This window comes from Stutzerimonas stutzeri, assembly GCF_024448715.1.
Taxonomy (GTDB): Bacteria; Pseudomonadota; Gammaproteobacteria; order Pseudomonadales; family Pseudomonadaceae; genus Stutzerimonas; species Stutzerimonas stutzeri_AR.
In genome coordinates, this window is record NZ_JAMOHZ010000003.1 from 232,048 (window position 1) to 258,996 (window position 26,949).

The 26,949-nt window shown below is 56.5% G+C and carries 28 protein-coding genes and 1 tRNA gene; 8 read left to right on the forward strand and 21 right to left on the reverse strand.

All coding sequences use genetic code 11. The features are described 5' to 3' along the window. Nucleotides 1-7: 7 nt before the first annotated feature. A complete protein-coding gene (locus NAV33_RS07835; RefSeq protein WP_255978633.1) occupies nt 8-970 on the reverse strand; it encodes an NAD(P)H-quinone oxidoreductase in 963 nt (320 codons plus the stop codon). Between the two features lie 297 nt (nt 971-1,267). On the opposite strand from NAV33_RS07835, the gene NAV33_RS07840 reads away from it, so the two are divergent. Next, the gene (locus NAV33_RS07840; RefSeq protein ID WP_255979306.1) at nt 1,268-3,364 is read left to right on the forward strand and encodes a carboxy terminal-processing peptidase; all 2,097 of its coding nucleotides are present in this window, start codon (nt 1,268-1,270) and stop codon (nt 3,362-3,364) included. 99 nt (nt 3,365-3,463) lie between these two features. Then, nucleotides 3,464-5,260 carry a bifunctional diguanylate cyclase/phosphodiesterase gene (locus NAV33_RS07845; protein WP_255978636.1) on the forward strand — a complete coding sequence of 599 codons (1,797 nt, stop codon included), beginning with the start codon at nt 3,464-3,466 and terminating at the stop codon, nt 5,258-5,260. On the opposite strand, the gene NAV33_RS07850 is transcribed toward NAV33_RS07845, so the two are convergent. The 18 genes from NAV33_RS07850 to NAV33_RS07935 form a co-directional block, all read right to left on the reverse strand. Then, nucleotides 5,227-5,694: a sel1 repeat family protein gene (locus NAV33_RS07850; RefSeq protein ID WP_255978639.1), complete on the reverse strand. Its 468-nt coding sequence runs from the start codon at nt 5,692-5,694 to the stop codon at nt 5,227-5,229. The genes NAV33_RS07845 and NAV33_RS07850 overlap by 34 nt on opposite strands. Then, a complete protein-coding gene (locus NAV33_RS07855; protein ID WP_255978642.1) occupies nt 5,694-6,089 on the reverse strand; it encodes a hypothetical protein in 396 nt (131 codons plus the stop codon). The genes NAV33_RS07850 and NAV33_RS07855 overlap by 1 nt, the downstream gene beginning before the upstream one ends. After that, on the reverse strand, nt 6,071-6,394 hold the full coding sequence (locus tag NAV33_RS07860) for a helix-turn-helix domain-containing protein (protein ID WP_255978645.1): 324 nt from the start codon (nt 6,392-6,394) through the stop codon (nt 6,071-6,073). The genes NAV33_RS07855 and NAV33_RS07860 overlap by 19 nt, the downstream gene beginning before the upstream one ends. 120 nt (nt 6,395-6,514) lie before the next feature. Next, nucleotides 6,515-7,003: a YkvA family protein gene (locus NAV33_RS07865; protein ID WP_255978648.1), complete on the reverse strand. Its 489-nt coding sequence runs from the start codon at nt 7,001-7,003 to the stop codon at nt 6,515-6,517. Nucleotides 7,004-7,475: 472 nt separating this feature from the next. Then, entirely contained in the window at nt 7,476-7,793 is a 318-nt protein-coding gene (locus tag NAV33_RS07870) for a ComEA family DNA-binding protein (RefSeq protein ID WP_255978651.1), read from the reverse strand. A 130-nt stretch (nt 7,794-7,923) separates the two neighbouring features. Then, nucleotides 7,924-9,189, reverse strand: a complete 1,266-nt coding sequence (flgL, locus tag NAV33_RS07875) for a flagellar hook-associated protein FlgL (RefSeq protein ID WP_255978654.1) — start codon at nt 9,187-9,189, stop codon at nt 7,924-7,926. 11 nt (nt 9,190-9,200) lie between these two features. Next, nucleotides 9,201-11,189, reverse strand: a complete 1,989-nt coding sequence (gene flgK / locus NAV33_RS07880) for a flagellar hook-associated protein FlgK (protein WP_255978657.1) — start codon at nt 11,187-11,189, stop codon at nt 9,201-9,203. A 2-nt stretch (nt 11,190-11,191) separates the two neighbouring features. Continuing rightward, nucleotides 11,192-12,376, reverse strand: coding sequence for a flagellar assembly peptidoglycan hydrolase FlgJ (flgJ, locus tag NAV33_RS07885; RefSeq protein ID WP_255978660.1), 1,185 nt, complete (start codon nt 12,374-12,376; stop codon nt 11,192-11,194). 10 nt (nt 12,377-12,386) lie between these two features. Beyond that, nucleotides 12,387-13,490, reverse strand: a complete 1,104-nt coding sequence (locus NAV33_RS07890; RefSeq protein WP_255978663.1) for a flagellar basal body P-ring protein FlgI — start codon at nt 13,488-13,490, stop codon at nt 12,387-12,389. Nucleotides 13,491-13,503: 13 nt separating this feature from the next. Next, nucleotides 13,504-14,199, reverse strand: a complete 696-nt coding sequence (gene flgH / locus NAV33_RS07895) for a flagellar basal body L-ring protein FlgH (RefSeq protein WP_255978666.1) — start codon at nt 14,197-14,199, stop codon at nt 13,504-13,506. A gap of 30 nt (nt 14,200-14,229) precedes the next feature. Continuing rightward, the gene (gene flgG, locus NAV33_RS07900) at nt 14,230-15,015 is read right to left on the reverse strand and encodes a flagellar basal-body rod protein FlgG (RefSeq protein WP_025241209.1); all 786 of its coding nucleotides are present in this window, start codon (nt 15,013-15,015) and stop codon (nt 14,230-14,232) included. Between the two features lie 46 nt (nt 15,016-15,061). Then, nucleotides 15,062-15,802 (reverse strand): flagellar basal-body rod protein FlgF, encoded by a 741-nt coding sequence (gene flgF / locus NAV33_RS07905; protein WP_255978669.1) that lies wholly within the window; start codon nt 15,800-15,802, stop codon nt 15,062-15,064. Nucleotides 15,803-15,997: 195 nt separating this feature from the next. Then, nucleotides 15,998-17,287: a flagellar hook protein FlgE gene (gene flgE, locus NAV33_RS07910; RefSeq protein ID WP_255978672.1), complete on the reverse strand. Its 1,290-nt coding sequence runs from the start codon at nt 17,285-17,287 to the stop codon at nt 15,998-16,000. Between the two features lie 31 nt (nt 17,288-17,318). Continuing rightward, entirely contained in the window at nt 17,319-17,999 is a 681-nt protein-coding gene (flgD, locus tag NAV33_RS07915) for a flagellar hook assembly protein FlgD (protein ID WP_255978675.1), read from the reverse strand. A gap of 19 nt (nt 18,000-18,018) precedes the next feature. Further along, on the reverse strand, nt 18,019-18,462 hold the full coding sequence (gene flgC, locus NAV33_RS07920; protein ID WP_222911445.1) for a flagellar basal body rod protein FlgC: 444 nt from the start codon (nt 18,460-18,462) through the stop codon (nt 18,019-18,021). Nucleotides 18,463-18,476: 14 nt separating this feature from the next. After that, nucleotides 18,477-18,881: a flagellar basal body rod protein FlgB gene (gene flgB, locus NAV33_RS07925; protein ID WP_255978678.1), complete on the reverse strand. Its 405-nt coding sequence runs from the start codon at nt 18,879-18,881 to the stop codon at nt 18,477-18,479. 224 nt (nt 18,882-19,105) lie between these two features. Further along, nucleotides 19,106-19,930: a protein-glutamate O-methyltransferase CheR gene (gene cheR, locus NAV33_RS07930; RefSeq protein ID WP_423836660.1), complete on the reverse strand. Its 825-nt coding sequence runs from the start codon at nt 19,928-19,930 to the stop codon at nt 19,106-19,108. 37 nt (nt 19,931-19,967) lie between these two features. Then, on the reverse strand, nt 19,968-20,900 hold the full coding sequence (locus NAV33_RS07935) for a chemotaxis protein CheV (protein ID WP_255978681.1): 933 nt from the start codon (nt 20,898-20,900) through the stop codon (nt 19,968-19,970). 99 nt (nt 20,901-20,999) lie between these two features. Here NAV33_RS07935 and flgA point away from each other — a divergent pair, with 99 nt between their 5' ends. From flgA to NAV33_RS07955, 4 genes are all read left to right on the forward strand, one after another. Continuing rightward, a complete protein-coding gene (gene flgA / locus NAV33_RS07940) occupies nt 21,000-21,740 on the forward strand; it encodes a flagellar basal body P-ring formation chaperone FlgA (RefSeq protein WP_255978684.1) in 741 nt (246 codons plus the stop codon). A gap of 104 nt (nt 21,741-21,844) precedes the next feature. Next, nucleotides 21,845-22,180, forward strand: coding sequence for a flagellar biosynthesis anti-sigma factor FlgM (gene flgM, locus NAV33_RS07945; protein ID WP_255978687.1), 336 nt, complete (start codon nt 21,845-21,847; stop codon nt 22,178-22,180). Between the two features lie 48 nt (nt 22,181-22,228). Further along, entirely contained in the window at nt 22,229-22,699 is a 471-nt protein-coding gene (locus NAV33_RS07950) for a flagella synthesis protein FlgN (RefSeq protein WP_255978690.1), read from the forward strand. Nucleotides 22,700-22,777: 78 nt separating this feature from the next. After that, nucleotides 22,778-23,527 carry a flagellar brake protein gene (locus NAV33_RS07955; RefSeq protein WP_255978693.1) on the forward strand — a complete coding sequence of 250 codons (750 nt, stop codon included), beginning with the start codon at nt 22,778-22,780 and terminating at the stop codon, nt 23,525-23,527. A gap of 143 nt (nt 23,528-23,670) precedes the next feature. On the opposite strand, the gene NAV33_RS07960 is transcribed toward NAV33_RS07955, so the two are convergent. Continuing rightward, nucleotides 23,671-23,747: transfer RNA gene (locus NAV33_RS07960), tRNA-Arg, on the reverse strand. A gap of 533 nt (nt 23,748-24,280) precedes the next feature. Between NAV33_RS07960 and NAV33_RS07965 the strand changes: the two genes are divergently transcribed. Continuing rightward, a complete protein-coding gene (locus NAV33_RS07965) occupies nt 24,281-24,463 on the forward strand; it encodes a PA3371 family protein (protein ID WP_255978696.1) in 183 nt (60 codons plus the stop codon). Nucleotides 24,464-24,681: 218 nt separating this feature from the next. After that, nucleotides 24,682-25,008 carry an Arc family DNA-binding protein gene (locus tag NAV33_RS07970; RefSeq protein ID WP_255978699.1) on the forward strand — a complete coding sequence of 109 codons (327 nt, stop codon included), beginning with the start codon at nt 24,682-24,684 and terminating at the stop codon, nt 25,006-25,008. A 432-nt stretch (nt 25,009-25,440) separates the two neighbouring features. Here NAV33_RS07970 and mgtE read toward each other — a convergent pair whose 3' ends face one another. Further along, nucleotides 25,441-26,889 carry a magnesium transporter gene (gene mgtE / locus NAV33_RS07975; protein ID WP_255978703.1) on the reverse strand — a complete coding sequence of 483 codons (1,449 nt, stop codon included), beginning with the start codon at nt 26,887-26,889 and terminating at the stop codon, nt 25,441-25,443. Nucleotides 26,890-26,949 lie beyond the last annotated feature (60 nt).

Below are 26,949 nucleotides of genomic sequence, written 5' to 3' on the forward strand. Positions count from 1 at the left end.
GAGTCGCTTATTGCAGGCTATCGTCAATTACCAACGCGACCTTGCCAGAGACTTGGTTACTGGCTAGGGCAGCAAATGCGGCCTCGGCATCGCGAATCGGAAAACTGAGCTCCAACCGGGGCGATAACGTCTTGTCAGCAAACAGCGGCCACAACTTCTCATACATTTCCGCCAGCAAGCCGGCTTTGTAATCGGCGTTGCGGCTGCGCAGCGTCGAGCCAATCAGCTGGATGCGCTTGGCCAGAAGACCAGCCAGATCCATCTCCGCTTTGCGCCCACCCATCAGACCGATGATTACCCAACGCCCGTCCGTTGCGAGCAGCTGTGTATTGATTGCCGCGTACTTGGCGCCGACCGGATCTAGGATCATGTCAAACGGTCCGAAATCGCGAAGCGCTTCCAGCGACTCCTCTCGCAGCACGCCGCCACGCGCACCCAGCGATTCGCAATAGGCCAGACGTTCAGCCGAACCGACACTGACCCAGCACGGATTATCGAACGCTTTGCAGAGCTGAATCGCGGCCGAACCGACGCCACTGGCACCAGCATGCAACAGGACCTTTTCGCCAGGCTGTAGCGCGCCCAGGCGAAACAGATTCAGCCAGGCGGTGGAATAGACCTCTGGGATCACCGCAGCCTCCGTCAGGGATAGTCCCTGCGGAACCGGAAGCACGTGACGGCCGTCGACCACGACCTCCTCCGCCATGCCGCCACCTGCCAGCAATGTGCAAACCCGGTCGCCAATCTTGTGCGAAACGTTGGCACCTACTTCGCTGATCACCCCGGCGCATTCCAAGCCAAGAATATCGGTCACGCCCGGTGGTGGTGGATAATGACCGGCGCGCTGCAACAGATCCGCCCGGTTCAGGCCCGCCGCCGCCACCCGAATCCTCACCTGCCCTTCACCGCACGCCGGAGCCGCGCGCTCTGCCCACTCGACCTGTCCTTCAACGCCTTGCAATGCCTTCATGCTGCCTCCATAGTGGTTCGTACCTGCGCCCGCTCAACCGTTACTCGTCGGCAGTGCAGGCCGTTGATGAATGCTGCGTCAGGCTACATAGCGCTACACCCGTCTAAAACCATCGTTTACCGATCCGGTAAAGGTCTTGGCCGGGGTTCGCCCTGTCAGCCTGGCGCGATCTCCATCACGGCGTGCTAGCCGCCAGGTACCATCGGGCTGCTGTTTTTTCCGCTGGGCGGCCCCCGTCCGGCGCCTGATTGATGGCCTAATATGCGTTATTACCCAGCCTTGCGTCGCCCCTTGGAAATGAAACGATCATTGACTGCTGGTTTTCTAGCCCTGCTGCTAGGTCTTCAGGCCAGCTCTATCCTGGCCAAACCAGCCGACGGACATGACTGGGATTATCTGCAACCCGACCGTGACCAGGTCATTGCCAGCCTCAACGTGGTCGAGCTGCTCAAGCGCCATCATTACAACAAGCCGCCGCTCAGCGACGCCCGCTCGGCAAAGATCTTCGACAGCTATATCGAAATGCTCGATCCATCGCGCAGCTATTTCACAGCCGGCGACTTGGCGGAGTTCGAGGCCTGGCGCAGCGAATTCGACAATTTCCTGAAGAACGGCAACCTCGAACCCGGCTTTGCAATTTACAAAGTCCATCTGGAGCGCTTGCAAGGCCGACTTCAATACGCTTTGAGCCTGCTTGAAAAAGGCGTGGACAGCTTCGATTTCAGCATTGACGAAGAATTGCTCGTCGATCGCGAGAATGCCGCCTGGCCCAAAGACGCTGCGGAACTCGATGAGCTCTGGCGCAAACGCGTCAAGGATGAGGTGCTGCGATTGAAGATCGCTGGCAAGGAACCCAAGGCCATCGAGGAGCTACTCACTAAGCGCTACAAGAACCAGCTATCGCGCCTGGAGCAGACCCGTGGCGAAGATGTATTTCAAACTTACATCAACGCGTTCGCGCAATCCTACGATCCGCACACCCAATATCTTTCGCCCGACAATGCGGAAAACTTCGACATCAATATGAGCCTATCGCTGGAAGGCATTGGCGCCGTGCTGCAGAGCGATAACGAGCACGTCAAGGTGGTGCGCCTGGTTCCAGCCGGACCTGCCGAGAAGAGCAAGCAAATTGCGCCCGCCGACAAGATCATCGGCGTTGGCCAAAATAACGAAGAGATAGTCGACGTTATCGGCTGGCGCCTTGATGAGGTAGTAAAACTGATCCGTGGACCCAAGGGTTCGGTTGTTCGCCTCGAAGTCATTCCGGCAAGCAACGCGCCTAACGATCAAAGCAGCAAGGTCGTGGCCATTACCCGCGAGGCCGTCAAGCTCGAAGAACAAGCGGCGAAGAAATCGGTGCTCCACCTCGAGCACGACGGCCGAGAGTACAAACTTGGCATCATCGAGATTCCGGCGTTTTATCTCGACTTCAAAGCACTTCGCGCCGGAGACGAGAATTACAAGAGCACTACCCGGGACGTAAAAAAACTGTTGACCGAGCTGGAGGAGGAAAAGGTCGACGGCGTCGTCATTGACCTGCGAAACAATGGCGGCGGCTCGCTTCAAGAAGCTACCGAGCTGACCGGCCTGTTCATCGATCAGGGTCCGACCGTGCTGGTTCGTAATAGTGATGGTCGTGTCGATGTCCTTGCGGACGAGCAGGTCGGAGCCTTCTACAAGGGGCCGCTGGCCGTGCTGGTGAACCGGCTGTCTGCATCAGCCTCGGAGATTTTCGCTGGCGCCATGCAGGACTACCATCGAGCACTGATTGTCGGTGGCCAGACCTTCGGCAAGGGCACCGTGCAAACCGTGCAGCCACTCAATCATGGTGAATTGAAGCTCACGCTCGCCAAGTTCTATCGAGTATCGGGGCAAAGCACCCAGCACCAGGGCGTGATTCCGGACATCTCCTATCCGGCCGAAGTCGACACCAAGGAAATCGGCGAAAGCGCGCTACCCGAGGCGCTGCCATGGGACAGCATTCGCGCCGCAGTCAACCCGGACATAAATCCATTCAAACCATTTCTTGCTGAGCTCAAGGCGCGCCACGAAGCACGCACCGGTGAAAATCCCGACTTCGTATTCACCCGTGATCGTCTCGCCCTGACTCAGGAACTCATGCACGAGACCAGCGTGAGCCTCAACGAAGAGAAACGACGGGCGCAGCAGCAGCGCATCGAGAAGCGCCAGCTTGCGCTCGAAAACGCGCTGCGCAAGGCCAAAGGCGAGGAACCGCTGGCCAAGCTCGAACGGGAAGATGAAACAACACCGCAAATTGAAGAAAAGAAGATCAAGCCCGAGGATGACGCCTATCTCTCCGAGAGCGGGCGAATCCTGCTGGACTATCTAGGGCTTCAGGACGCGATGGCCAAGAACGGTTCTGTCGAGCGGTAGCACCGCAATGTCATCAAAATGACATCATCGCGTCGTGAAATACGAAGGGCCGCCATTTGTGCGGCCCTTTGCATTTCAACAACCCCCGACGAGACCACCATGACCGTCACCGAGCAGTTGAGCACGCTGGATAACATCCTCGCTCACGGCGACATCACCACCCTCTTCCAGCCCATTGTTTCGCTCTCCGAGCGACGTATTCTCGGCTATGAGGCGTTGACACGCGGCCCCTCAAATACGCCGCTTCACTCGCCAATCAATCTGCTCGCCGCAGCTCGCCACGCGGGTCGGCTCAACGACCTGGAAATGACTTGCCGCGAAAATGCCTGCCGCCGCTACAGCCAGCAACAGCTGCAGGGAAAATTGTTCCTCAATGCGTCGCCGGAAACCTTGCTCGACGCCACTCATAAACCGGGCCGCACCCTGGAGCTTCTGCAGAAATATGGCATCCCTGCAGCCAAGGTAGTGATTGAGCTGACCGAGCAGACACCTACCGACGATTTCGGACTGCTTGACGCGGCGCTGCATCACTATCGCGACATGGGATTCTCCATCGCGCTGGATGACCTGGGCGCCGGCTACTCCAGCCTGCGCATGTGGTCGGAGCTGCGCCCGGATTACGTCAAAATCGATCGCTACTTCATTGACGGTATTCACCGGGACGCCGTCAAACGCGAGTTCGTCGAATCAATCATGAAGATTGCGAGAGCGTCGCGAGCACAGGTAATTGCCGAAGGTATCGAGCTGAGCGAAGAGCTCAGGATCTTGTCGGACATGGGCATCGATCTGGTGCAGGGTTATCTGCTGGGTCGACCCGTAGAAGAACCAGGCACCGATGTAGCCGTTCTCCTTCCGAACACCGACAACAACGGCGGGGAGCTCGACGAGGACAGTCCAGACCTGTCCGCGCTGGTACTGAAACAATCTTCGGTTGCCGCCTCGCACCCGATAGCCGATGTGCTGGAGCTGTTCCGTCTGCAGGCGAATCTGAACTCCGTCGCGGTGGTCGACGCGATGAACACTCCAGTCGGCATCGTCCATCGAAGCCTGCTCTCCGACGCCCTGCTCAAGCCCTTCGCAACCGACCTGCTGGCGCGCAAACCCATCAGCAGACTGATGAGCGATGACTTTCTCGCGGTAGAACTAGGCCAATCCCTGCAACAAGTCAGTCGGCTGCTGACCAGCCGAGCCCGGCAGCGCATCGATGAAGACTTCGTGATTACCTGCAACGGTTGTTATCACGGATTGGGGCGGGTAATCGACGTGCTCAAGCTGATCACTGAAATGAAGATCCAACAGGCGCGCCATGCCAATCCACTAACTCTGCTACCCGGAAACGTGCCGATTCAGCAGTGCCTGATGCGCCTGTTACGACAAGGCCATGAAGCAGTGATCTGCTACGTGGACATCGATCACTTCAAGCCTTTCAACGATCTCTACGGTTACGCCAAGGGTGATGAAATCCTGTTGTGTCTTGCTCACTGCCTCGATGAGCAGGTTGATTCGAGCTGTGACTTCGTCGGCCACATTGGTGGCGATGACTTCATGCTGGTAATGAATTCAAAGGACTGGCCAGTAAGAATCCGCGGGCTGTTCGAGGCGTTCGAGCGGCGTTGCCGGCCGTTCTACCGCAACGAACATCTCGCACAAGGTTGCTTCATTGCCGAGGGACGGCAAGGCGGCCAGCAGCGCTATCCTTTGCTTTCACTTTCGGTTGGTGCTGTGCATCTCAGGCCAAACCCCGTTGCCGAACTCGACGCCGCATGCCTCGCCGCGCTGGCCTCCGAAGCCAAGCGCCAGGCCAAACAGAAGCCCGGCTTTAGTCTTCACACTATCGATGCGGAGCAGCGCCAGCCTGGCGATCAAAGTCCGAGTTTCGCGGCGCTGACCTTGTAGCGTTCCGCCTGTTGTTTATCAGCCGTAAGCCCGTGACCGCCAACTGCGTACAGCTGAGCCAGACGGGTCGCGGCCAAAGGATGTCCAGCCTTGACGGCAAGTGACCACCAATGCGCCGCTTGAACGCCATCCGGGCCATGCGTAGCGTCCTCACTGAGACTGACCACGCCCATTTGATAAGCCGCTTTGGCGTCACCACCCTCGGCAGCCAGGCGAAGCAAACGGATGCCTTCTTTCCTGGCCCCGTATCCCTGCCCGCGAAAAAGCAGGATGTGGCCATAAAAACTTTGTGCTTTCGTATTTCCGATCGCTGCCATACGAGAAAACTGGCCTTCCATCCAGCGCCACAGCGTTGGCTGCTGCACAGCCCAGCGCGCGCCCATCAGTTTGCGTGCGATCACGTAACCGGCTTGGGCCCGAATTTTCTGCAGCATCACGGCACCTCCGGGTAATCGAACTCAAATACCCGTGCGACTTCTCCGGCATGCCAAGAGGCAGCAGCCGGCCCATCCGAAGAACCTGAAAATCGCCCGAGGCGAGCGGCGCATTCAAAAAAGCCTGTCCGAGGTAGCCTGCTGGCGCCTTGACTGATCACCAGCGCGCTGCGCAACGGGCGATCAGCGCGCGCATCAAGCGCCGCCAAGTGTTCTAGTGCAGCCGTCAATGTCTGCATGGCGGGCACCGGAAGCTCAAGTCGCTCGACCAGAGCACGATAGGTAACCAGATGACGTTGCCGCCGCGCGCCAGCCAGCTCATCCAGCAAGGCCTGCCAATGCGGTCGACTGATGCGAATCGACGCCGCAGCGTCTCTCAGGCTTCCTGCTCCCATCCCGTAATCTCCATCGCGCGGGCCAGTGCGCGGCGTATGGCCTCATCGGGGTCACGATCACCGCTTTCGATAAGTGCCAGGTAGGCAGGGCTGATGCCGACGGAACGAGCCAAATCCCCCTGGCTTATCCCCTTGGCCTCCCGCATGGCGGATAGTTCACTGAAACGTGGCAGAGCGACTGGAGCCCCAGTGTCGGCCAACGCCGCAGCAGGTCTGCCAACGGCCTTCAGAAGAGACTGATATTCATCCCAAGGCAGTACGGCATACTCCGGCATACCGTCACGCATGATGACCTGAAGGTTCATTTCCTACTTCGCTCACTGCTCAATCCAAAAACGGATATTAACAGCCTGTGCGTGTATTTTTAGCCAAAGAGACCGCACTAAAGAGTGAAAGGGACGTGCGCATTTAAGCGCACTAAAGAATTAATTCTCGTCGTATCGCTTCACGTTCGGCCGCTGCTCGCGCCTGCTGACCTCCTTAGCCAGGGGCTCGTCCGACGCTGGCAGGCGATCAATCTCTGCCTGTACCTCAGCCGATTGGCTATCTCGCCAAATGCGGAACGCCTGCAACTCATCAGACCACTTACGCATCACCCATCCAAGGACAGCCAAGTCATCAATGAATCCAAGCCCTGGAAGCCAGTCTGGTATCGCATCCAAGGGCGAAAGGAAGTACAGCAGTCCGGCGACTGCAGCTACCAAGGCCGGCCTGCTAATCGCTCGGTACTCGCCTTTCCACCAGGCTACGCATAGCGCCTGGAGCAAACCTAAGTCTTCCTTGAGTCCTTTGACGAACCCACCACGAGACGAACTCTTACGTGCTACAGCAATGAGCACCGCCGGTAGTCGTCCATGGGCGAGAACACGCTGTGCGACCGGCAGATATTTCATAAATTTCCAAGGTGCTTTCATCTGCTACCTCTCTCAAAGGCCCGCCATATTTGGGCCTAGCGGCTTATCCACAAAAGCTGTGGATAACCTTGTGAACAGATTCTGGATGATTGCCTCAAACGCCCGCCTGATGCGGGTTTCAATCAGATCGATGGGTTTTTGCTCACCCCAGTAAAATCTTTAAAAAACAATAACTTAAGAATTCATCGGCTAACAAACTTAGCGATAGTGAAAGTTTGCAACGAGCCGGCCTCAGAATGTGCATAACCGTAACATGTCAATATTTTTCTAAGGCGATTTGGCGTCAAAGAGCCCGCACAGAACCCTCTTAGCGTTCTAATAAGGACAACGCCAGAACTGGCTATGTTCGCAGCTACGTAATGTTTCAGGCTTTCGCGGCGGTTGAGTAGCCAAGAATTATCAGCCTTGGGATTAATGCTTAAATAAAAAAAACCGGTCGAAAGACCGGTTTTTTGTCGCTGGCTCTACCTGATCAGTTGATGCTCAGCTTGGCTCGGTTCTTTTCCAGAGTCGCCGCGCCGATGCCTTTGACTTCCAGCAGTTCATCGACCGAACTGAATGGGCCATGTGCTTCACGATATTCAACGATGGCTTTGGCCTTGGTCGCACCGATCCCTTTGAGCTCACGGGTCAGAGTCTCGGCGTCGGCCGAGTTGAGGTTAACTGCCGCAGCTTCGGCTACCGCAACCTTTACTGGTTCGACGGCAGGCTGAGCTTTAGCAGCGTAGCTGCCGATGGAAACGCTGGCGAGCAGTGCGAAGACCGCTGCAGAGAGAAAAGACTTGGTCATTGGTTCACGTCCCTTTGAGTGTCGGAATTATCCGGCGCGGTACTCCATGCGCCGCATCGACACTTTAAGCCGCAACACTGGCAAGTCAAATCGGGGCATCGGTTCTGTGATCCACGCCCCGCTGGACGGCCTATCGCATAGCGTTGAACAGGCTCAAACCGGCGATCTTCACGTAGCTCTGCTGCGCTGCCTCGAGCACGACAGTCTGCATGGATAACCGGGACAATGCCTCGGCGTAGTCCACTTCGCGCAGCTCGGCCTGGACGCCTTTGTTGACCAGCGTGACATCCTCGTTATCCGTTTGCGTGGTCTCGATCGTATTCAGCCGCGCCCCGATATTGCCGCGCGCCGCGTCGACACTGACCATGCCGTGGTCGAGGTTGGTGAGGGAAACGGCGACAGCGTCGCGCACCCCGCCATCATCTGTATCCGGCTCCTCCAGTGCTTTTCTCAGCCCTGCGATAGTGTTGAGCAATCCCTGCTTGTTCGAATCTGGTGTGAGCGTGACGTCAATGACCTCACCACCTACGGCGGCCCCATCGAGTTGCAAGGCGACACCTCGAAACACTAGCTTATCGGTCCGATCCGAGTCACCGTCCAGCTTTCCGGACCCAAGAATCAATGGATCAGACAGATCAGACGGATCGGCTGGCGGGGCATCCAAATCGTAAATCACATACTCCGTCTCAGAGGTGAACCGAATGCCAATACCTGCAGCCGGGAATGACGGATTACCTGCAAAAGCCACCTCGTCCTGTATCAGTGGAGCAGAGACATCAAGCGATGAACCAGGTGTAAGCGTGTTATCGAAACCAGCCTGCAAACGACCTGCGTTGGTTACGCTTTCGAAGATCGATTTGCCATTATCGCTAATGGGAATGTTCAACGAGCTGGCAATCTGCAATGTTCGCTGGCCTTCATCGCCAGCGTAGCTGTAGCTTCCATCCGCGCTCCGCACGAAAGGCTGCGTCTTGCCTTGAAAACCAGAGAAAAGATATTCGCCGCGAGCATTGCGAGTATTCATCAAAGAGAAAAGCTCGTCCTCACGCTCACCCAATTCGGCAGCAATGGCCTTGCGATCTTGTGGATCGAGCGAACCGTTACCGGCCTGCACGGCCAACTCGCGCACACGCTGAAGCACGGTATTGACTGAGTTCAGCGTCACCTCCTCCTGGGTCAGACTGTTCTTAGCAGCCGTCAGGTTGGCGTCATACTGGCTCAGCACACTCTGTTGCTGCTCCAACTGCAGCAGGCGTACCGAAGCAACCGGGTCATCTGCTGGCGTGAGAATGCGGTTCCCAGTGCTGATCTGTTCTTGGGTACGCGTTGCGTTGGCATAGTTTCGCTGTATGCCGTTAACGCCATTGTTGAATGCTTGCAAGGTCGAGATGCGCATGGGCGGGCCTGTTACCTGAAGGTGCTGATCAGTGTATCGAACAAGGTGCGGGCAACTTGAATGATCTGGGCGGACGCGTTGTAGTACTGCTCGAACTTGATCAAATTCGCCGCCTCTTCGTCTAGATTGACTGCAGACAACGAGTCCCGATTATCGGTGGCTTGCTTAAGGATTGCGCCCGTCGCTTCGCTGTCCATTCTTGCCTGGGCGGTCAGCGTCCCCACGCGCTCTACCAGCTCGCCGTATCCATCGGTAAAACTCTTTCCAGAACCGGGTACGTTCGCGTCGGCGCCGATTGTTTGGCGGGTCTGCAGGTCAACCATCTTCAGAGCGTTGCGGTTATCCGAAACGCCATGCTGATTAAAACCGATGGTGAACGTGTCACCCTCCTGAGGGCGGCCACTGACTGTGAAAGTGAAGCTATGGCCATCTATGGTGATGGCTAGCTCGTTGGTTTGCCCTGGGGTAAACACGGCAGGGCTTACCTGGGTTACACCAGCACCACTAATGGTTGGGGGAGCGCCATCGTTATAGGTCAAGGTAATGTCAGCCGGAAGCGCTGCCTTCAACGCTGCCATATCAACTGACTCAGAAGTTTCCGGCTGGCTGATAACGCCAGTGCCAGCGTTCTGCAGATCGCTTTGTGCTCGTACAGGCGCGGCGAATGCAAGCTGATCAGCTTGGTCCAGCACCGATGTGATATCGGTCGCGCCGCGCCTTGTGGGTTGCAATGAGAACTTGTCACCCGCTTGCGGCGTGCCGCTGATTGCGACGGTAAAGCCCTGATCGTTGCCAGCACTGTCGGCAAAGCTCAAATAAGCCGGCGGCCCGGCGTTGGGGGTAACCGTGATGCTAGCGGAATCACTCAAGCGTCTCGCAGAGTAATTGGTGCCGTCGAACTCCAGACGATAATCGCTGATGGTAAGGCTGCCGGTGTCGGTAATCTGGAGAGATGCATCGGCTGCTGAGGTATTTCCACTGAATGGTGTCGCGCGCAGGTCCATCAACGAAGCGGCATTAAAATCACCAAACAGCGCTGCACCTACCTCCCCCTTCAGATCCAGACCCTGAGTTTGCTGAGCGTTGATCTGATCGCTTACCGCAAGCGCTAGCCTGCCGAGCGAGTTCATCGTCGAGTCCAGGACCTCTTCGCGGTAGCGAATCAGACCGCCCAGCTCGCCTCCGGTGATCTGCGAGGTGATGCCCTGACGCGAACCGCCACTGACGAACTGTATCTCGTGACGATTAGGGTCGCTCTGCCCAGGCACCACTTCCAATCGACTAACGCTGTTGCCAACAACTAACGGCTGTCCGGTGCCGACCGAGATATTGAAACTGTTATCGTCTTGCGGCGTTACGGTGACACCGATATAGGTGGAAAGCTGACGCACCGCTTCATCCCGAGCGTCCAGCAAATCATTGGGTTGCTTGCCATTAGCGGAAGCGGTCGCGATAGCTTGGTTGAGGCTACCTATAGTTCCCGCCAGACGGTTGACTTGATCAGTCACCGCCGCCATCTGCTTGTTGGTGAAGTTGTTTTGTTCGGTCAGCCGGTCGGAAACGGTATTGAATCGACGCGCAAGCCCTTCAGCTTCCGCTAGTACCAGCTGGCGTGCCGGGATGTTGGCGGGGTCTTCCGCTGCGGTCTGTAGCGCCGAAAAGAACTTTTGCAGCGATGGGGTAATACCGGTCGTACTGCCGGCGAGCAGGGAATCCAATTGGTCGATCTGGCTTTTATAGGATTCGACGTCGCTGCTCAGCGACGTACTGCTGCGCAGCTGGCTGGTCAGGAACTCGCTGTAGGTACGGCGGATTTCCACCAGCGTCGTGCCCGAGCCTATATAACCGGCGCCGCTGAATTGCGGTGTGCGGGTTGCCTGGGACGCATCCTGACGGCTATAGCCAGGGGTGTTGACGTTGCTGATGTTGTGGCCGGTGATGGATAGTTGAGTCTTGCTCGCGCTCAGGCCCGACAGGCCGATATTCAGTAGGTCAGCCATGATTAGCCTCTAGTCCGCATGGCGGGTGCCGAACTGGCGTCGGCGATTGTCTGATAGGTCTGCACTTTGCGGGCGATCTGATTGATCTTGTTCGCATACTGCGGGTCGGTTGCGTAACCAGCCCGTTGCAATTCGTTGACGAAGCGCTTTGAGTCGCCGGACGTGCTCGCGACCTGAATCGCCGACTGGTATCGGTCGTTATTTTCGAGCAAACGGACGTAATCGTTGAAGCTCTGCTCGAACGAGTCGTACGCGCGGAAGCCCGCCATCTGCTTGGTTGCCTTGCCGTTGATGTATTCGGTTGTTTTCACCTGGGCGGATTCTCCGTCCCAGCCGTTGGCCTTGATGCCGAACAGGTTGTGGCTGTTGCTGCCGTCCCTCTGGCGAATCATCGATTTGCCCCAACCGGTTTCCAACGCAGCCTGAGCCACGAGATAACGTGGCTCCACACCGAGCCGCTTGGCTGCCTTTTCGGCCATGGGCAGCATGGTCGCGATGAATTCTTCCGGCGAGTTGAAACGCGTCTTGCTCGGTGCGCTCGGCACCGTCGCCTCGACGCCGTTGACGATTAGCGGTGCATCCTGGGGCGCAGCGAAGGCCGTCGCAGGTTTCCAGTCGAGATTTACCAGCGGCTGTGGCTTACCCGCCTGTTCGGCGTCGGAGTTATTTGTTGCGGCTTCGGCAGATGAACGCTCCGCGAGCCTGCCAGGCAGCGCAAGCCGCCGCTGATTGAGCAACTGCGAGTCATTTCGCGCTGGGTCTACCGGCGCCACGGCGGCGTTAGGATTACTCGACCATTTTGCGCCTTCGGTCTGCGCTACCTGAGCAAACGAATTCGGCTTCTCGCTGGGCTCCTGCAGCTTGCTCAGCTGACGAACCAGAACGTCGGCCAGACCAATGCCGCCGCCTTCTTTAGATAGGGTGACCGAGAGTTGCTGATCGTGCATGTCCTGGTACTGCTTGCTGGCCTGACTGTTAAACGGATTGTCCTTGGACATCACCTCAGTGGCCGAGCGCATCGACTTGAGCATCTCGTTCATGAACAGGGATTCGAACTCCTGCGCGACCTTGCGCACATTCTCCGCGCCGTCACGGTCCTTGCCCACCTTGAGCTGATTCAGGCGATTCAGGTCGGAATAGCTACCGCTGTCAGGCGTGCGCCGGCCAAGTCCCAGTCGATTTTCCATCTGGTCGTCCTCAGATCACAATCAGATCGGCTTGCAACGCGCCGGCTTGCTTGAGCGCCTCGAGAATGGCCATCAGGTCGCTGGGCGCTGCGCCCACCTGATTCACTGCCCGAACGATCTCATCAAGCGTGGTACCAGGACCGAACTTGAACATCGGCTTGGCTTCCTGCTCCGCTTTCACGGTGGAATTGGGAACGACCACCGTCTGCCCGTCCGACAGCGGGTTTGGCTGGCTGACCTGCGGGTCTTCGGAAATGGTCACGGTCAAACTGCCATGGGTCACTGCCGCAGGCTGCACACGCACGTTTTGTCCGATGACAATGGTGCCGGTACGCGAATTGATGATCACCTTGGCGACCGCTTGACCGACGTCGACTTCCAGGTTTTCCAGGATCGACAGATAGTCAACGCGCTGGCTCGGATCCAGTGGCGCGCTGACGCTCACCGAACCGCCGTCAAGCGCCTGTGCGACTCCTGGGCCAAGCAGCTCGTTGATATGGTCAACGATATTCTTGGCGGTGGTGAAGTCTGGACGGTTGAGGTTCAGCGTCAGCGTGTTGCCCTGATTGAAAGCGCTCGGCACCGGCCGCTCGACCGTCGCGCCGTTCGGTATACGGCCCGCGGACGGAATGTTCACGGTAATGCGCGAACCGTCCGCGCCGCCGGCGTCAAAGCCGCCGACCACCAAATTACCCTGAGCGATCGCATAGACGTTCCCGTCGATCCCCTTCAGTGGCGCCATCAACAGACTGCCGCCGCGCAAGCTCTTGGCGTTACCGATCGACGAAACGGTGATGTCGATGGTCTGGCCAGGCTTGGCGAAGGGCGGCAGATCAGCATGAATCGACACAGCCGCGACGTTTTTCAACTGAACGTTGCCGCCCGCAGGCACCTTGATGCCGAACTGCGCCATCATATTATTGAACGTCTGTACGGTGAATGGCGTCTGCGTGGTCTGGTCACCAGTGCCACTGAGGCCGACTACCAAGCCATAACCGATCAACTGGTTGCTACGGACGCCCTGAATGGTCGCTATGTCCTTGAGCCGCTCGGCATGAGCCGGGATTGCCATCAGGTACAGTAAGGCAACCATAATCGAGCTGAACAGTTTCATTGCCTGCACCTGCTTAGAACGGCCACAACGGGCTTATGAAGAAACGGTCCAGCCAACCGGGTTGGCTAGCATCGGCGAAGGCGCCGGTCCCCGAATAAGTGATGCGAGCATCGGCTATACGCGTCGACGGCACGGTGTTATCGGTGGCGATATCGTCCGAACGCACCAGGCCTGCAATGCGCACCAACTCGTCGCCAGTGTTGAGCGTCATCCACTTCTCGCCGCGAATAGCGAGAATCCCATTCGGCAGCACATCCGACACGGTGACGGTAATCGAGCCGGACAGACTGTTGCTCTGTCCTGCCTGGCCGGAGCCAGAGGTATCACGTGCTGCCTCATATTCGGCACCCAGGGTCATGCTGTTGCCAGTCAGCGGGTTGGCCATCGAAACGGCACCGCCGAACAGCGACCCAAGTCCGATATTGGCGCTGCTGTCTTTGGAGAGCTGCGAGCTGGCGTTCTTGCTTGCCTGAGTCCTTTCATTGAGTGTGATCGTGATGATGTCGCCGACTCGATAGGCCTTTCGATCGTCGTAGAGATTGGTCTCGAAACCCGCTTGATAGATTGCGCCATTATTCTGCGCGGCCGGTAGCGGCGTGCGCGGCAGCACCGGCGCGTAGTAGGGGTCATTCGCCTTCGGCGCAGGCGCCATGCATCCCGAAAGGATCACAGCGGACATCAACGGAAGGACAGTCAACAAGCGGCGCATATTCACCTCAATCCAGCGGCTGATCGGCTATTACAGCTGCTGGGTAACAAAGGACAGCATCTGGTCGGCGGTAGAGATGACCTTGGAGTTCATCTCGTAGGCGCGCTGCGTGGTGATCATGTTCACCAGCTCCTCGACGACGCTGACGTTGGAGTTTTCCAGGGTGTTCTGCAGCACCGTGCCCAATCCGTTGAGGCCTGGGGTGCTGACCTGTGGCGCACCGCTGGCGGCGGTTTCCAGGAACAGGTTGCTGCCCATGGCCTGCAGACCGGCCGGGTTGACGAAGTCGGCGGTCTGCAGGTTGCCGATGATCTGAGGCGCCGGGTTACCGAGCGTGGTTACGGAAACGGTTCCATCCTCACCTACGGTGAACGTCTGGGTTTCCGGCGGTACGACAATCGCAGGCTCCAACGCGTATCCATTAGAGGTCACGATCTGGCCATCGGCGTTCAGATGAAAGCTACCGTCACGTGAGTAGGAAACGGTGCCATCAGGCAGCAAGACCTGAAAGAAGCCACGGCCATTGATTGCCATATCGAGCGGTTGCTCGGTGGTCTGCAAGCTGCCGGCGGTGAACTGCTTTTGCGTACCGACGATGCGCACACCCGTACCCAGCTGAAGACCGGAGGGAAGCTCGCTGTCCTGGGTCGACTGGCCGCCCGGCTGCCGGCGAATCTGATAAAGCAGATCCTGAAATTCGGCACGATCTTTCTTGAAACCCGTGGTTGAGACGTTGGCCAAGTTGTTGGAAATGGTGGTCAGGTTCATGTCCTGGGCGGACAAACCGGTCTTACTCACCCAAAGTGCTGGAAGCATATTCTTCTCCTCGTGCGCCGATATTCGGGCGCAGCGCGTTGTTTACTTAGCTGATCTGCAAGACTCGAGCCGCAGCGGCACCATCTTCTTCGGCGGTACGCATCATCTTCACGTGAAGCTCAAACTGTCGGGACAGCGCCAGCATCGAAGTCATCTCCGCCACCGCGTTGACGTTGCTCGCCTCGAGAAAGCCAGAGACCACGCGAACTGCGGCGTCCGCCTCGACGGGCTGGCCATCTTTCATGCGAATAAGGCCATCAGTGCCCTTCTCCAACTGCTTCGGGTCCGGGTTGACCAACTTGAGTCGATCAACCGTCACCACCACATTCGGATCTTCGCCTAGCGCGCGGATGCTGATGGAGCCATCAGCGCCGATCTCAACTTTTTCTTCCGGCGGCACGGCAATCGGCCCGGCATTGCCGAGCACCGGCAAACCATCGCCGGTCCGCAGCATGCCCAGAGTGTCTATATTGAGACTGCCGGTTCGGGCGTAGGCTTCGCTGCCATCAGGCGCCTGCACCGCTATCCAGCCATCGCCTTCCACGGCCACGTCCAAATCCCGCCCGGTTTCCTGAAGCGCACCGGCACTGAAATCCGTGCCTGGACGCTCAGTCATGGCATATACGCGTGCCGGAAAACTGTCGCCGAAAACCTGCATCGACCGCGCTTGCTCAAAGTCACGACGGAAGCCGGTGGTCGAGATATTCGCCAGGTTGTTGGCATGGGCCTGCTGCGCGCGAGCGTTCTGGCTCGCACCCGTCATTGCCACATAGAGCATCTTGTCCATCGAACCTCCGAGACGCAGGAATTGACGCTTGCTGTTCTACGGATGTTTAGGAAGCAATGCACATGCCAACGCCCAGACAATCGGCTAAGCAGATGATTTATAAAGGAATATTCATAACAAAAAAGGCCCCGAAGGGCCTTCAAAAAGCGAAGCGGCAGAATCCCGCCATGCGACGATTGCCGTCGCGAATAACGATCAGCGTAGGTTGATGATCGTCTGAGTGATCGCGCTTTCGGTTTCGATGGTTTTAGCGTTCGCCTGGTAGTTGCGCTGAGCGACGATCAGATTGACCAACTGGTCCGATAACTCGACGTTGGAGTCTTCCAACGCTCCGGCTTGCAATGCACCGAGCGTGCCGCTACCCGGCGGGTTGCGAACCGGCTCACCCGATTCGAAGGACTGTACCCACTGGGTCTTACCTACCGGAGTCAAACCTTGAACATTGGCGAAGTTGGCCAAAGTAATCTGCCCTTGAACCTTGGATTGCCCGTTGGTGTAGCGGGCAAAAATTTCACCGGTTTCGCTAATTTCCAGTCCTGCCAGCTCGCCCGTGGTATAGCCATCCTGGCTGACTTGGTTGACGGCGAATGAGCTGGCGTACTGCGTTGACCCACGCATATCCAGAGTCATGTTCAACCCTCCCGCTGGCGCCGCGTTGTTCAACGACCAAGTACCATCGCTGTTTTCCACGGCGGGTTGCCACCCTGATATCGCCATGCTGCCGCTGGCCGGCGTGATCAAGCTGCCAGACGGACTGAATTCAAGGGTAATCGAGCTCGGTGTGGTCCCGCTTACCGGGTCCGTAGGCGTCTGCGGGTTACGCCCGTCGATTAACACATTCATCTGCCAAGTATTAGCCGTCGGGCTTTTAACAAAATACTGGGTCATGACATGCGCGTTACCCTGCTCGTCATAGATGTTGGTTGAAGTCGACGAGTTGTAGCTCAACGGATCCGCAGGATCAAAGGGCGTATTGGCAGGTAGGTTATTCGTCGAGTTGAGATTGAAGCCCTGCGTGATTTGCGTTGTCGCCTTTGGCTCCTGACTGGCGGTCTGAATCTTCAGATCACTCACCTGGCCGGTTTGAATATTGCCGTTGCCATCAACCGAATATCCTTGAAGGTTATAACCGAAGTTATCGACCAGATTACCTTCCTTATCCGTACCGAAATAACCTGCACGGGTATAACTCAGCGCGCCGTTATTGCTGACCTGGAAGAAGCCGTTGCCATTGATCGCCAAGTCCAGCGCGTTCTGAGTGTAGTTGATATTGCCCTGGTTGAACTGCTGAGACACGTTGGCCAACAGAACGCCGCTTCCCTGCGGGTTCTTGCCAGTTCCGAGAACGGAAGAGGCGTATACATCTGCAAACTCCGCACGTGACTGCTTGAAGCCAACAGTCCCGGCGTTGGCGATGTTGTTACCTGTCACATTGAGATCTTTGCTGGCGGCACGCATGCCGCTGAGGCCGATATTGAACGACATGATTTGCTCCTGTTACCGGATGTGCCGGCAGTTACTGACCGATGACCTGAACTTGCGACAGCCCAATGCTGCCAACACCGGCCAGGTTGAGCATCAGCTCCCCGCCGTTTTGCCCGAGGGTAACGCTGTCTACGTTGGCAGGGAGCAAGGTATATAGGCCCTTGGTCTCGCCTTGGTAAGTGGCTTGTGCTTCGAATCGATAGGTCCCCGGCGGCAATGTATTGCCGCTCGAGTCCTTGCCATCCCACATGAACGAAACGTTGCCGGCTTCCTGCTGACCCATGTTGATCCGGTTAACGACCGTACCGGCACTGTCATACACGTTGACGGATACGTTGCTGCTGGTAGTGGGCAATACCAAGCTGGCCTTGAAGGTTTCGCTAGTGTCGACGACAGCCTTTTCGGTGGGCACGATGACTTTGCGACCAACCAATGAAGACGCCTGCAAGGCCTGCGAAGACTGATAACCCGACAGCATGGTTTCCATGCTGGAGTTCAGCTTCTCGACACCTTCCACTGTGCTGAACTGCGCCAACTGTGCGATGAACTCGCCGTTTTCCTGAGGCTCCAGCGGGTTCTGGTTGTTTAACTGAGTCACCAGCAGCTCGAGAAACTCGTTCTTGCCGAGATCGTTGCTTTTAACTTCGCGATCTTTGATTTGGTATTGGTCGAGTACCGAACCGGTACCGCTGACGCCGCCTGTTGTGCTCATGGCAATCTCTCGTAAAGGGTTACTGGCCCAGGGTCAGCACTTTCTGCAGCATGGTCTTGGCTGTGTTCATAAGCTCGGCATTGGTCTGGAAAGAACGGCTAGCCGAAATCATGTCGGCCATTTCTTCCACTACGTTGACGTTCGGGTAGTAGACATAGCCTTCTTCGTTCGCGGCCGGATGGTTGGGCTCATAACGAGCCTGCAGCTCACTCTGATCCTCGACCACGCCGAGCACCTGAACTCCGGCACCGGCCTGATTCTGCTCGGCGAAGAGAGACTGGTCCGGTTGCCCGTTTGCCTGCTGCAACATGGTGGCGAAAACCGGATGCCGAGCACGATAGGTCTGATCAACGCTAGACGAAACGGTCTCGGCGTTGGCGATGTTGCTGGAAATGGTGTTTAGGCGAGTGCTCTGGGCACTCATGCCGCTGCCGGCAATGTTGAATACGCTGCTAAGGGACATGGGCTTCGCTCCTTTTATTCGCCGCGCAGGGCGCTCATCAGCCCCCTGAACTTACTGTTGAGCAAGGTAAAGCTTGCCTGGAAGTCAATGGCATTCTCGGCATAGGCCGCTTGTTCAACTTGAGCATCGACGGTGTTCTGATCCAACGAGGCATGTGCTGGCGTACGGAAGCGCAGGCCCGGATCGGCAATTTCCATCCCCTCGGCGGCGATGTGCTTGCTACTCGTGACGCTAAGACCGAATCCGCCCTGGCTCTTGCTGCTCTGCGCAGCGAGAACGGCGCTGAATTCTAGATCGCGCGCCTTGTAGTTAGGCGTGTCGGCGTTGGTGATGTTGTTGGCGAGCACTTCGGCACGCTGAGCGCGGAAGCCGAGCGCCTTTTCGTGAATGCCAAGTGCCTTGTCGAAACTGATGCTCATGATCTGGCCCTCTGCCGGATACAAGTCTGCCTTAGCAAACCAGCAGCAAAGGCCGTGCCATTTAATTAAGTTACTGAAAATAAGGGAATTTATGAGGAAAGAATCAATTTCGCGTCAAAAGCGGCAAAGCTTTTCCATGTTTTTGCCGCCCGATTCGCCGGTTCCGACAGATTTCTGCCGCCGCCTCGCTGTAAACAGCAGATCACGAAATTATGAGCGAAGGCTTATTTGGCCTTGTAAATGATACCCGGACTGCACTGAACCATCTGATACAGCTCAGGCAAGCCGTTGAGCGCCTCGGAGGCACCCAGGAATAGATAACCGCCAGGCTTGAGCGTGGCATGGATGCGTTTGAGAATGTCTTTTTTCACATCTGCGGAAAAATAGATAAGTACATTCCGGCAGAAGACCACATCGAATTTACCCAACACGGCATAGCTGTCGAGAAGATTCTGCACGCGGAACTCCACCCGAGTCCGTATCGGCGGCTTGACTGCCCAGCGACCCGGCGTCTTGACGTCGAAATAGCGCTGTAAGCGCTCACTCGACAATCCCCGCGCAATCGCAAGGCTGTCGTATTCGGCCGCCTTGCTGGCCGCAAGCATGGCACCGGAAAGCTCAGTCGCTACGATTTGAACCGCAGGTTTTGGTTGATTAGAGTTGCTGCGCTCGTATTCGTCGATCGTCATTGATAGCGAATACGGTTCCTGCCCTGACGAACATGCGGCCGACCATATACGCAAGCGTTGACCCGCCGCACTTCTCAATAGCTCCGGCAAGACACGGCTCTTGAGCACTTCGAACGGATAGCTATCGCGGAACCAGAGCGTTTCGTTAGTCGTCATCGCATCGACGACCTGCTCGCGCAGACCGCTGCGTGGCTGAGCTTGAATTTTCCTGACCAGATCCCCCAGACTCTTGAGCCCTTGTTGCTCCATCAGTTTGTTAAGCCGGCTGGCCACAAGGTACTGCTTGTTACCACCCAGAAGGATGCCGCAAGTTTTCTCTAGGAATATTCGGAACTGATCGAAATCCGGATCACCTGACACTAATAATGCCCCACCAGTCAATTGAGAGGACAACGCCTCAGTTTCCGTCCGCAGCTCGGATCCGTTCTATTACTCGATTAGCCAGATCGTCTGGACGGAACTTGGCGAGAAAATCATCCGCTCCGACGCGCTTGACCATGCTCTGGTTGAACACACCAGAAAGCGAGGTATGTAGCAGAATATGCATATCACGCATAACCGGATCCTGACGAACCTCGGTCGTAAGCGTATAGCCATCCATCTCCGGCATCTCGATGTCGGAAATCATCATCACGAACTCCTCGGACGGCTTCTTGCCGTCAGCAATGAGTCCCTTCAGATAGTTCAGCGCCTGGCGACCATCGTTCTGTGCGACTGTTTCGATGCCCAGATTCTGTAGACAACGGATTATCTGCTTTCGCGCAACGGAAGAATCATCAACGACTAGGACGCGACTGAACGACGCCTTGGTGTGCGTTTCCTCGTCCGCGATGCTGACAGACAATAGCTCCGAAACAGGAGCCACCTCGGCCAGCACTTTTTCCACATCGATGATTTCGACCATCTGATCATCGACGTGCGCCACAGCCGTCAAATAATGATCACTCCCAACGCCTTTAGGAGGCGGAAGGATATCCTCCCAGTTCATGTTGACGATCCGCTCTACGGAGCGCACCAGAAAACCGAGCACCTTGGTGTTGTATTCGACAATAACGGCAAAGCTGTTATTGAGATCCAGCAGCGCAGGTTTTCCAGTCGCCAGAGAGAGATCAAGGATGGAAAGCGTGCTGCCTCGTATATTCGCAACTCCGCGAACAACCGGACTCGACCGGGGCATGATAGTCAGCCGGGGGCACTGCAGCACCTCCTTGACCTTGAATACATTGATGCCATAGAGCTGCTTGTCATCCAAACGGAACAACAACAACTCCAGGCGGTTTTGCCCGACCAGTTGGGTACGCTGGTTAACCGAATCCAATACACCGGCCATGCCAGTTTTCCTCTTGCTTGCGAGATAGGCATTCAGACGTTGTGGCAACGGGGGACATAACGGCACGCCCCTTGCTTCTTGTCTGCCATGAGCGAACAGATGACTTTTTTCCGGCGACCTTGTAAAGCCCTTTGCCGCGCAATCCTTTTACCGGCTTTATGCGGGCTGAGCCAGTATGCTGATTCAACAACCGTTACACGGCCCGAACAGCTTATCGACGCGACCCGTGGGTTTCTTGAGCGCGAAGTGAGCGACTACTTGCAGCGTAGCCAAATCCAGGCTCGCCACCAGATCGAAGTCAACAGACTCGATCCGCGCTTGCGTCTGGCGGCATGCGATCAGCCTTTGACGACCGAACTCGAAAGCCCGGCACAGCCGGTCGGACGCACCACTGTGCGGGTCAGCTGCCGGGGCTCCTCGCCCTGGTCCGTTTTCGTCCCCGGACAGGTCCATTTGTTCCGTGAGGTAATAGTCGCAAGACGGCCACTAAAACGTGAAAGTATTCTTGAGCAAGCCGACGTCATGCTTGCCGAACGGGACGTTAGCCTACTGACCCAAGGCTACCTGACGGCATTCGATCAAGTACTGGGCAACAAACTCACCCGTAGCGCCCTTCCCGACCAAGTGCTTCCACCAAGCTATGTTTCACTTGCGGAGGTGGTGCATAAAGGCGACCAGGTGGTAATCAGCGCGCAAAACTCGACGATAAATGTGAGAATGCCGGGCGAAGCTTTATCCGACGGTGCACTTGGAAGCCAGATCCGGGTCAAAAACCAACGATCCGGGAGAGTGATCAAAGCGCGAGTAACCGGCCCCGGCCAGGTAAAAGTGGCGATGTAGGGCGACGCATGCTATGCCGCATCCGCTCACCAAAAAAAAGCTAAAGTTTCTAGCAGCTTTGCCGAAAAGCAGGCAAGCGTCCTGACTTATTCGAGGTTTCGATCATGGTTATCGATTTCAACCGGCCAAATAGCGCCGCCAATCCACCGAGCAGCGGACGCAACAGTAGCGTCCAGAACGCTGAGCGATCGACAGTCCAGCAGAACCCAACGACTGAAGCGACCAAAAGCACGCCTGACAGCGCACCGGTATCCGGCGAGAGCGTTCAACTGAGCCCTGAAGCGCAGCGTCTGCAACAAGCAACGGAAAAGCTGAATCAGCAGCCCTCCGTCGATCAGGAGCGTGTAGCTCAAATCAAGCAAGCCATCGCCGATGGAAGCTACCAGATAGATAATCAGCGAGTAGCGTCGAAGCTGCTAGCGTTCGAAAGCCAGCGTTGAAGCCTTGGCGATAAGTGGTAACCAAGCGTCAACGCGTCAGAGGCCACTATGCAAGATACCGAATTGCTTCAGCAGCTCATTGAGGATATCGACACTGCCAGAAAACTTCTGGAGCTCACCAATGCGGAGTATCAGGCACTCGCCGAGCGCGATCTCTCGGGCCTGGAACAATTACTCACGCAAAAGCAGGCGCTACTGGCACTGCTGGGGCAACACGGCACCCTCCGCAGCCAGGCGCTTACAAAGGCACAGCTCAGCGCTGATCGGAGCGGCTTGATAGCATTTGTCAAAGAATCCAAGGCAGCTCAGGAAATCATGGTCCAGGCAGAACAGCTCGATGCCATCCTTGAAGCCTGCAGAAGCTCCAATGAGCGCAACGGCAAACTCATCCGCGCTAACCAGAGCGCAGTTGGCAGCATGCTGCAGCTATTGCAGGGCAGTAACCAGACGCCAGACTTGTACGATCGCCGAGGCGCTGCCGCAAAAAGCGCGCATCATCGCCCACTTAGCCAGGCTTAAAGCACAAACACGCAGCCCAATAGAGGCAAAATGCTACTATGCGGCTAGTGTTCGTTATGTGCCGGAGAGCAACGCAAAGTGTCTAACCCTTTTATAGAGGAAGAAGGCCCCCAGCCTCCGCAAACCCTCAAAACTGCGGTTGAGGTTCATGCCAACCTGCGGCTTCTTCTGGATAATCACATCCCGTTACTGGTCCGCTTCGCCGAACGCAGCCAGCGCTATCAGACTTATCTGGTGGAGGTAAATCGGGAGAAGGGCTGGATCGCATTCGACGAGCTAATACCGAGCGACGGTGAACGGTTGCTACTTTCCGGCGAATCGTTCCATGCCGAAGGCTTCTATGAGGGCGTGCGTATCGCCTGGGAAAACAACCATCCGATACACCTCGGTGAGCTGGACGATGCGCGTTGCTACTGGGCTCCGCTACCTGGCGAAATCCTCTATCACCAACGTCGTAACGCCTATCGCGCCCCGCTACTAGGACAGCCTATCAGCGCAGCGCTAAGTGGCAAGGCAATCAAAAAGCCATTGGAAGGCAAACTGCTGGATATGTCGGCAACCGGTTGCAAGCTGAGCTTTCAGGGAGATGTACAAAGCGGCCTGCAGACTGGGCGTGTCTATGAACAGCTTTCCGCCAAGCTGCCCTTCGGCACAATCACAACAGCAGCAGAGCTTCGGCACCTCGTCTTCGACGAGAAGCTCGACGTAACCTTCTGTGGCATGCGCTTCTACCGTATTAGCGGCCTGACGCAACGCCAGATTGAACGATTCGTCTATCAACTCCAACGCGAAGCACGTCGCGACCAGGCGGCTGATCGCTTCAGTTGATACCCCAGATAATCGAACGCGTCGTTGCAAGTTCTACAAGGAGCTAGTTGACCAGCTAGTTCCGACCGTCACCGCCGTGGACATGCCTATTCCAAGCGAACACGCATCGATTAAAGCGATTCGTATAGAGGGTATGAAAAACGTGGCGTCCCAGGCGAGGTTCGAACTCACAACCTTCCCCTTAGGAGGGGGATGCTCTATCCAATTGAGCTACTGGGACGTGCTAGGCGGGGCAGCATGTTAGCGAGCCCGCATGCTTTTGTCATGCCTAGTAAACACAGAGCCCCCCTGCAGCCGGACAGGACCATGCCAGCTGTATCGCGGCAGTCGAAGTATGACAATGCAAAATGCACGGAAAACCTAGCCAGACCATGCAAAGCGCAATTCCCAATCCAAGCTTTCTTAATCTAACTATCTGAAAATAAAGGGATTTATTCGACAAAGAAGCTGGCACATGGAATGCTTAAGTCAAGCCAACGATTACGCGAAGAGACAGTCGATGACTCGCCCCGCTTACTTGCTCGGTACCGCCGCCCTGGCTTTCACTGCAATTCAATTGCAGGGTCTAGCGCTTGGTCAGGATCACTCACAAGCCCCAACGGTACCCGCCCAAATCCGCTCCGTGAGTAATCATCCGTTGTTAACTCCGATACAGGCCGTAAGCAATAGAGAAATGAGCATACTCGTACAGCCACGGCGTTGGGTTTTTTAAGGACCAGTTTCGTTGAATGTTTTACTCAAGGAGATAAGAAAATGTCGATTTATGCTTTGGTGTTCTTTTTGCTAAGTATCGGTTGTGGGGCGTTTAGTGCTGGCGTCGAACTTCCTGACGCGTGGGAGATTGCCGCTAAAAGTGGCGCAGTGCTTTTCGGAACGCTATTTGCGGCATCCCTGCTGGTTGGTCGGCGTATCAAATTCGATCCCGTGCTGCGCTAAGAACGTCAATTGGAGCGAAAGATCAGAGCTGGGTCACAAGTAAAGGCAATTTGACACCACGGCACCTTTACTCGCCTTTTTGTCGCCGTATAATTGGCGTCATTATGTCGCCTAGTATCTTTTTAACAGGTCGTGGAACAGCAAGCGCTGTTTGGTTGTCAGACCGGTGACTAGAACGGCAATAAGCCACCATCGCCCACCTGACTAACCGGTTTAATATGCGCCCTATGAAGCAGGCAGTTTATTCCAGCCGCACGGCTGACAAATTCGTGGTTCGGCTACCAGACGGAATGCGTGAGCGTATCGCTGAGGTTGCACGCAACCATCATCGCAGCATGAACTCAGAAATTATCGCCCGTTTGGAACAAAGCCTTCTGCAAGAAGGTGCGCTCGATGATGATTTGAACATGCGTCTGGATAGCCCCGAGCTGACGCTCCACGAGCGAGAGCTGCTTCAACGTTTCCGCCAGCTTGCCCATCGCCAGCAGAACGCTCTTATCGCGCTGATTGCGCAAGATACCGAAGCCGCAAAAGAAGAGGATTGACCGTTCAGGGTGGTTAAACGGTTCGCCTAAGAATTCCAACTGCGGAATGTTGTAAGCGCCTCGATCTCGGTCGGGGCGTTTTTCGTTTGGCTCCTGAGGTTATATTTCTGCCACCCAGCGCATTCAGAAGACCTGACCACCGCTCGGGAAGTCTGTCAGGCAACTATGAATTTCGCATCCATTAATACGGAATATTTATCGTTCCGTCCGCGAGCTGCGGGCCCACCCCGCCGGGCAATCGCAGCACACGTCCGGCTACCCCCACGAAGTTAAACTGAGCAATTCGCAGAGAGTTAGGGGGACTCCATCGGAAGCTCAGGCTACCTATTATTCGCATCGGTAGCCCCGAAAGCTTCGCCGGAGCAAAACCTCTAGATAGCAGCCAGCAAAACAGATGCGAGGTAAACGCAAAGCCGCGGCAGATTGTAGTATTCAGAGGAGGAATAGTGTCGCCAGCCCTAGAAAAATGAAGAAACCGCCACTGTCGGTCACAGCTGTGATCATTACGCTGGAACCCAACGCAGGATCCCGCCCCAGGCGGGCCAGAGTCACCGGAATCAGAACGCCCATCAGGGCTGCCAGCAGCAAGTTGAGCGTCATTGCTGCCGTCATCACGACACCGAGCGACCAGCTGCCATACAGCCAATAGACCACGGTGCCGATAACCCCACCCCATATCAGACCATTCAGCATGCCGACACCCGCTTCCTTACGCAGTAGGCGAGCGCTGTTGCCGGTCCCCATTTGGTCCAGCGCCATCGCCCTGACAATCATTGTGATGGTCTGATTGCCCGAATTGCCGCCAATCCCGGCAACGATCGGCATCAACGCGGCGAGTGCCACCAATTTTTCGATCGAACCGTCGAAAAGACCAATCACGCGCGAGGCGATAAATGCCGTGATTAGATTCACCGCCAGCCACGCCCAACGGTTGCGCAACGACTTCCAGACCGAGGCGAAGATGTCTTCCTCTTCGCGCAGACCGGCCATGTTGAGCACTTCGCTTTCGCTTTCTTCGCGAATCAGATCGACCATCTCATCGATGGTCAAACGGCCAATGAGCTTGCCGCTCTTGTCCACCACAGGCGTTGAAACCAGGTCGTAGCGCTCGAATGCTTGCGCCGCCTCGTAGGCATCCTCGTCTGGATGGAAGGTCACCGGATCGCTGGCCATTATCTCGGCGACCTGCTTCTCGGGATCGTTGACCAACAGCCGCTTGATGGGAAGAACCCCCTTGAGCACACCGTCGTAATCAACTACGAACAGCTTGTCGGTATGCCCAGGCAATTCCTTCAGTCGCCGCAGGTAGCGCAAAACCACCTCAAGACTCACGTCCTCTCGGATCGTGACCATCTCGAAGTCCATCAGCGCACCAACTTGATCCTCTTCATAGGATAAGGCCGAGCGGACACGCTCACGCTGCTGCGCGTCGAGAGTTTCCATCAGCTCGTGAACAACGTCGCGAGGCAGCTCCGCCGCTAGATCCGCCAGCTCGTCGGCGTCCATTTCCTTGGCAGCGGCGAGGAGCTCGTGATCGTCCATGTCGGCGATCAGCGTTTCGCGAACCGCGTCGGAGACCTCAAGCAGAATGTCGCCGTCCCGGTCCGATTTGACCAGCTGCCATACCGTCAGACGATCATCGAGCGGCAACGCTTCGAGAATATGAGCGATGTCGGCCGGGTGTAGTGCTTCCAGCTTGCGCTGTAGTTCGACGAGGTTCTGGCGATGCACCAGATTCTCGACCAACTCCTGATGCTGCCCTTCCTGCCCCTGGCGATGAGCCAGATCTTCAACGATCTTATGGCGATGAAGCAGCTCGACGACTTGCGCCAGGCGATCCTGGAGACTTTCTTGCGGTTTTTTTGCTTCTACTTCAGTCATGGCGCACTCCACCCCCAGCGGTCGGAGCGCGCCAGGGGATCAATCATTCGATTCGTGATT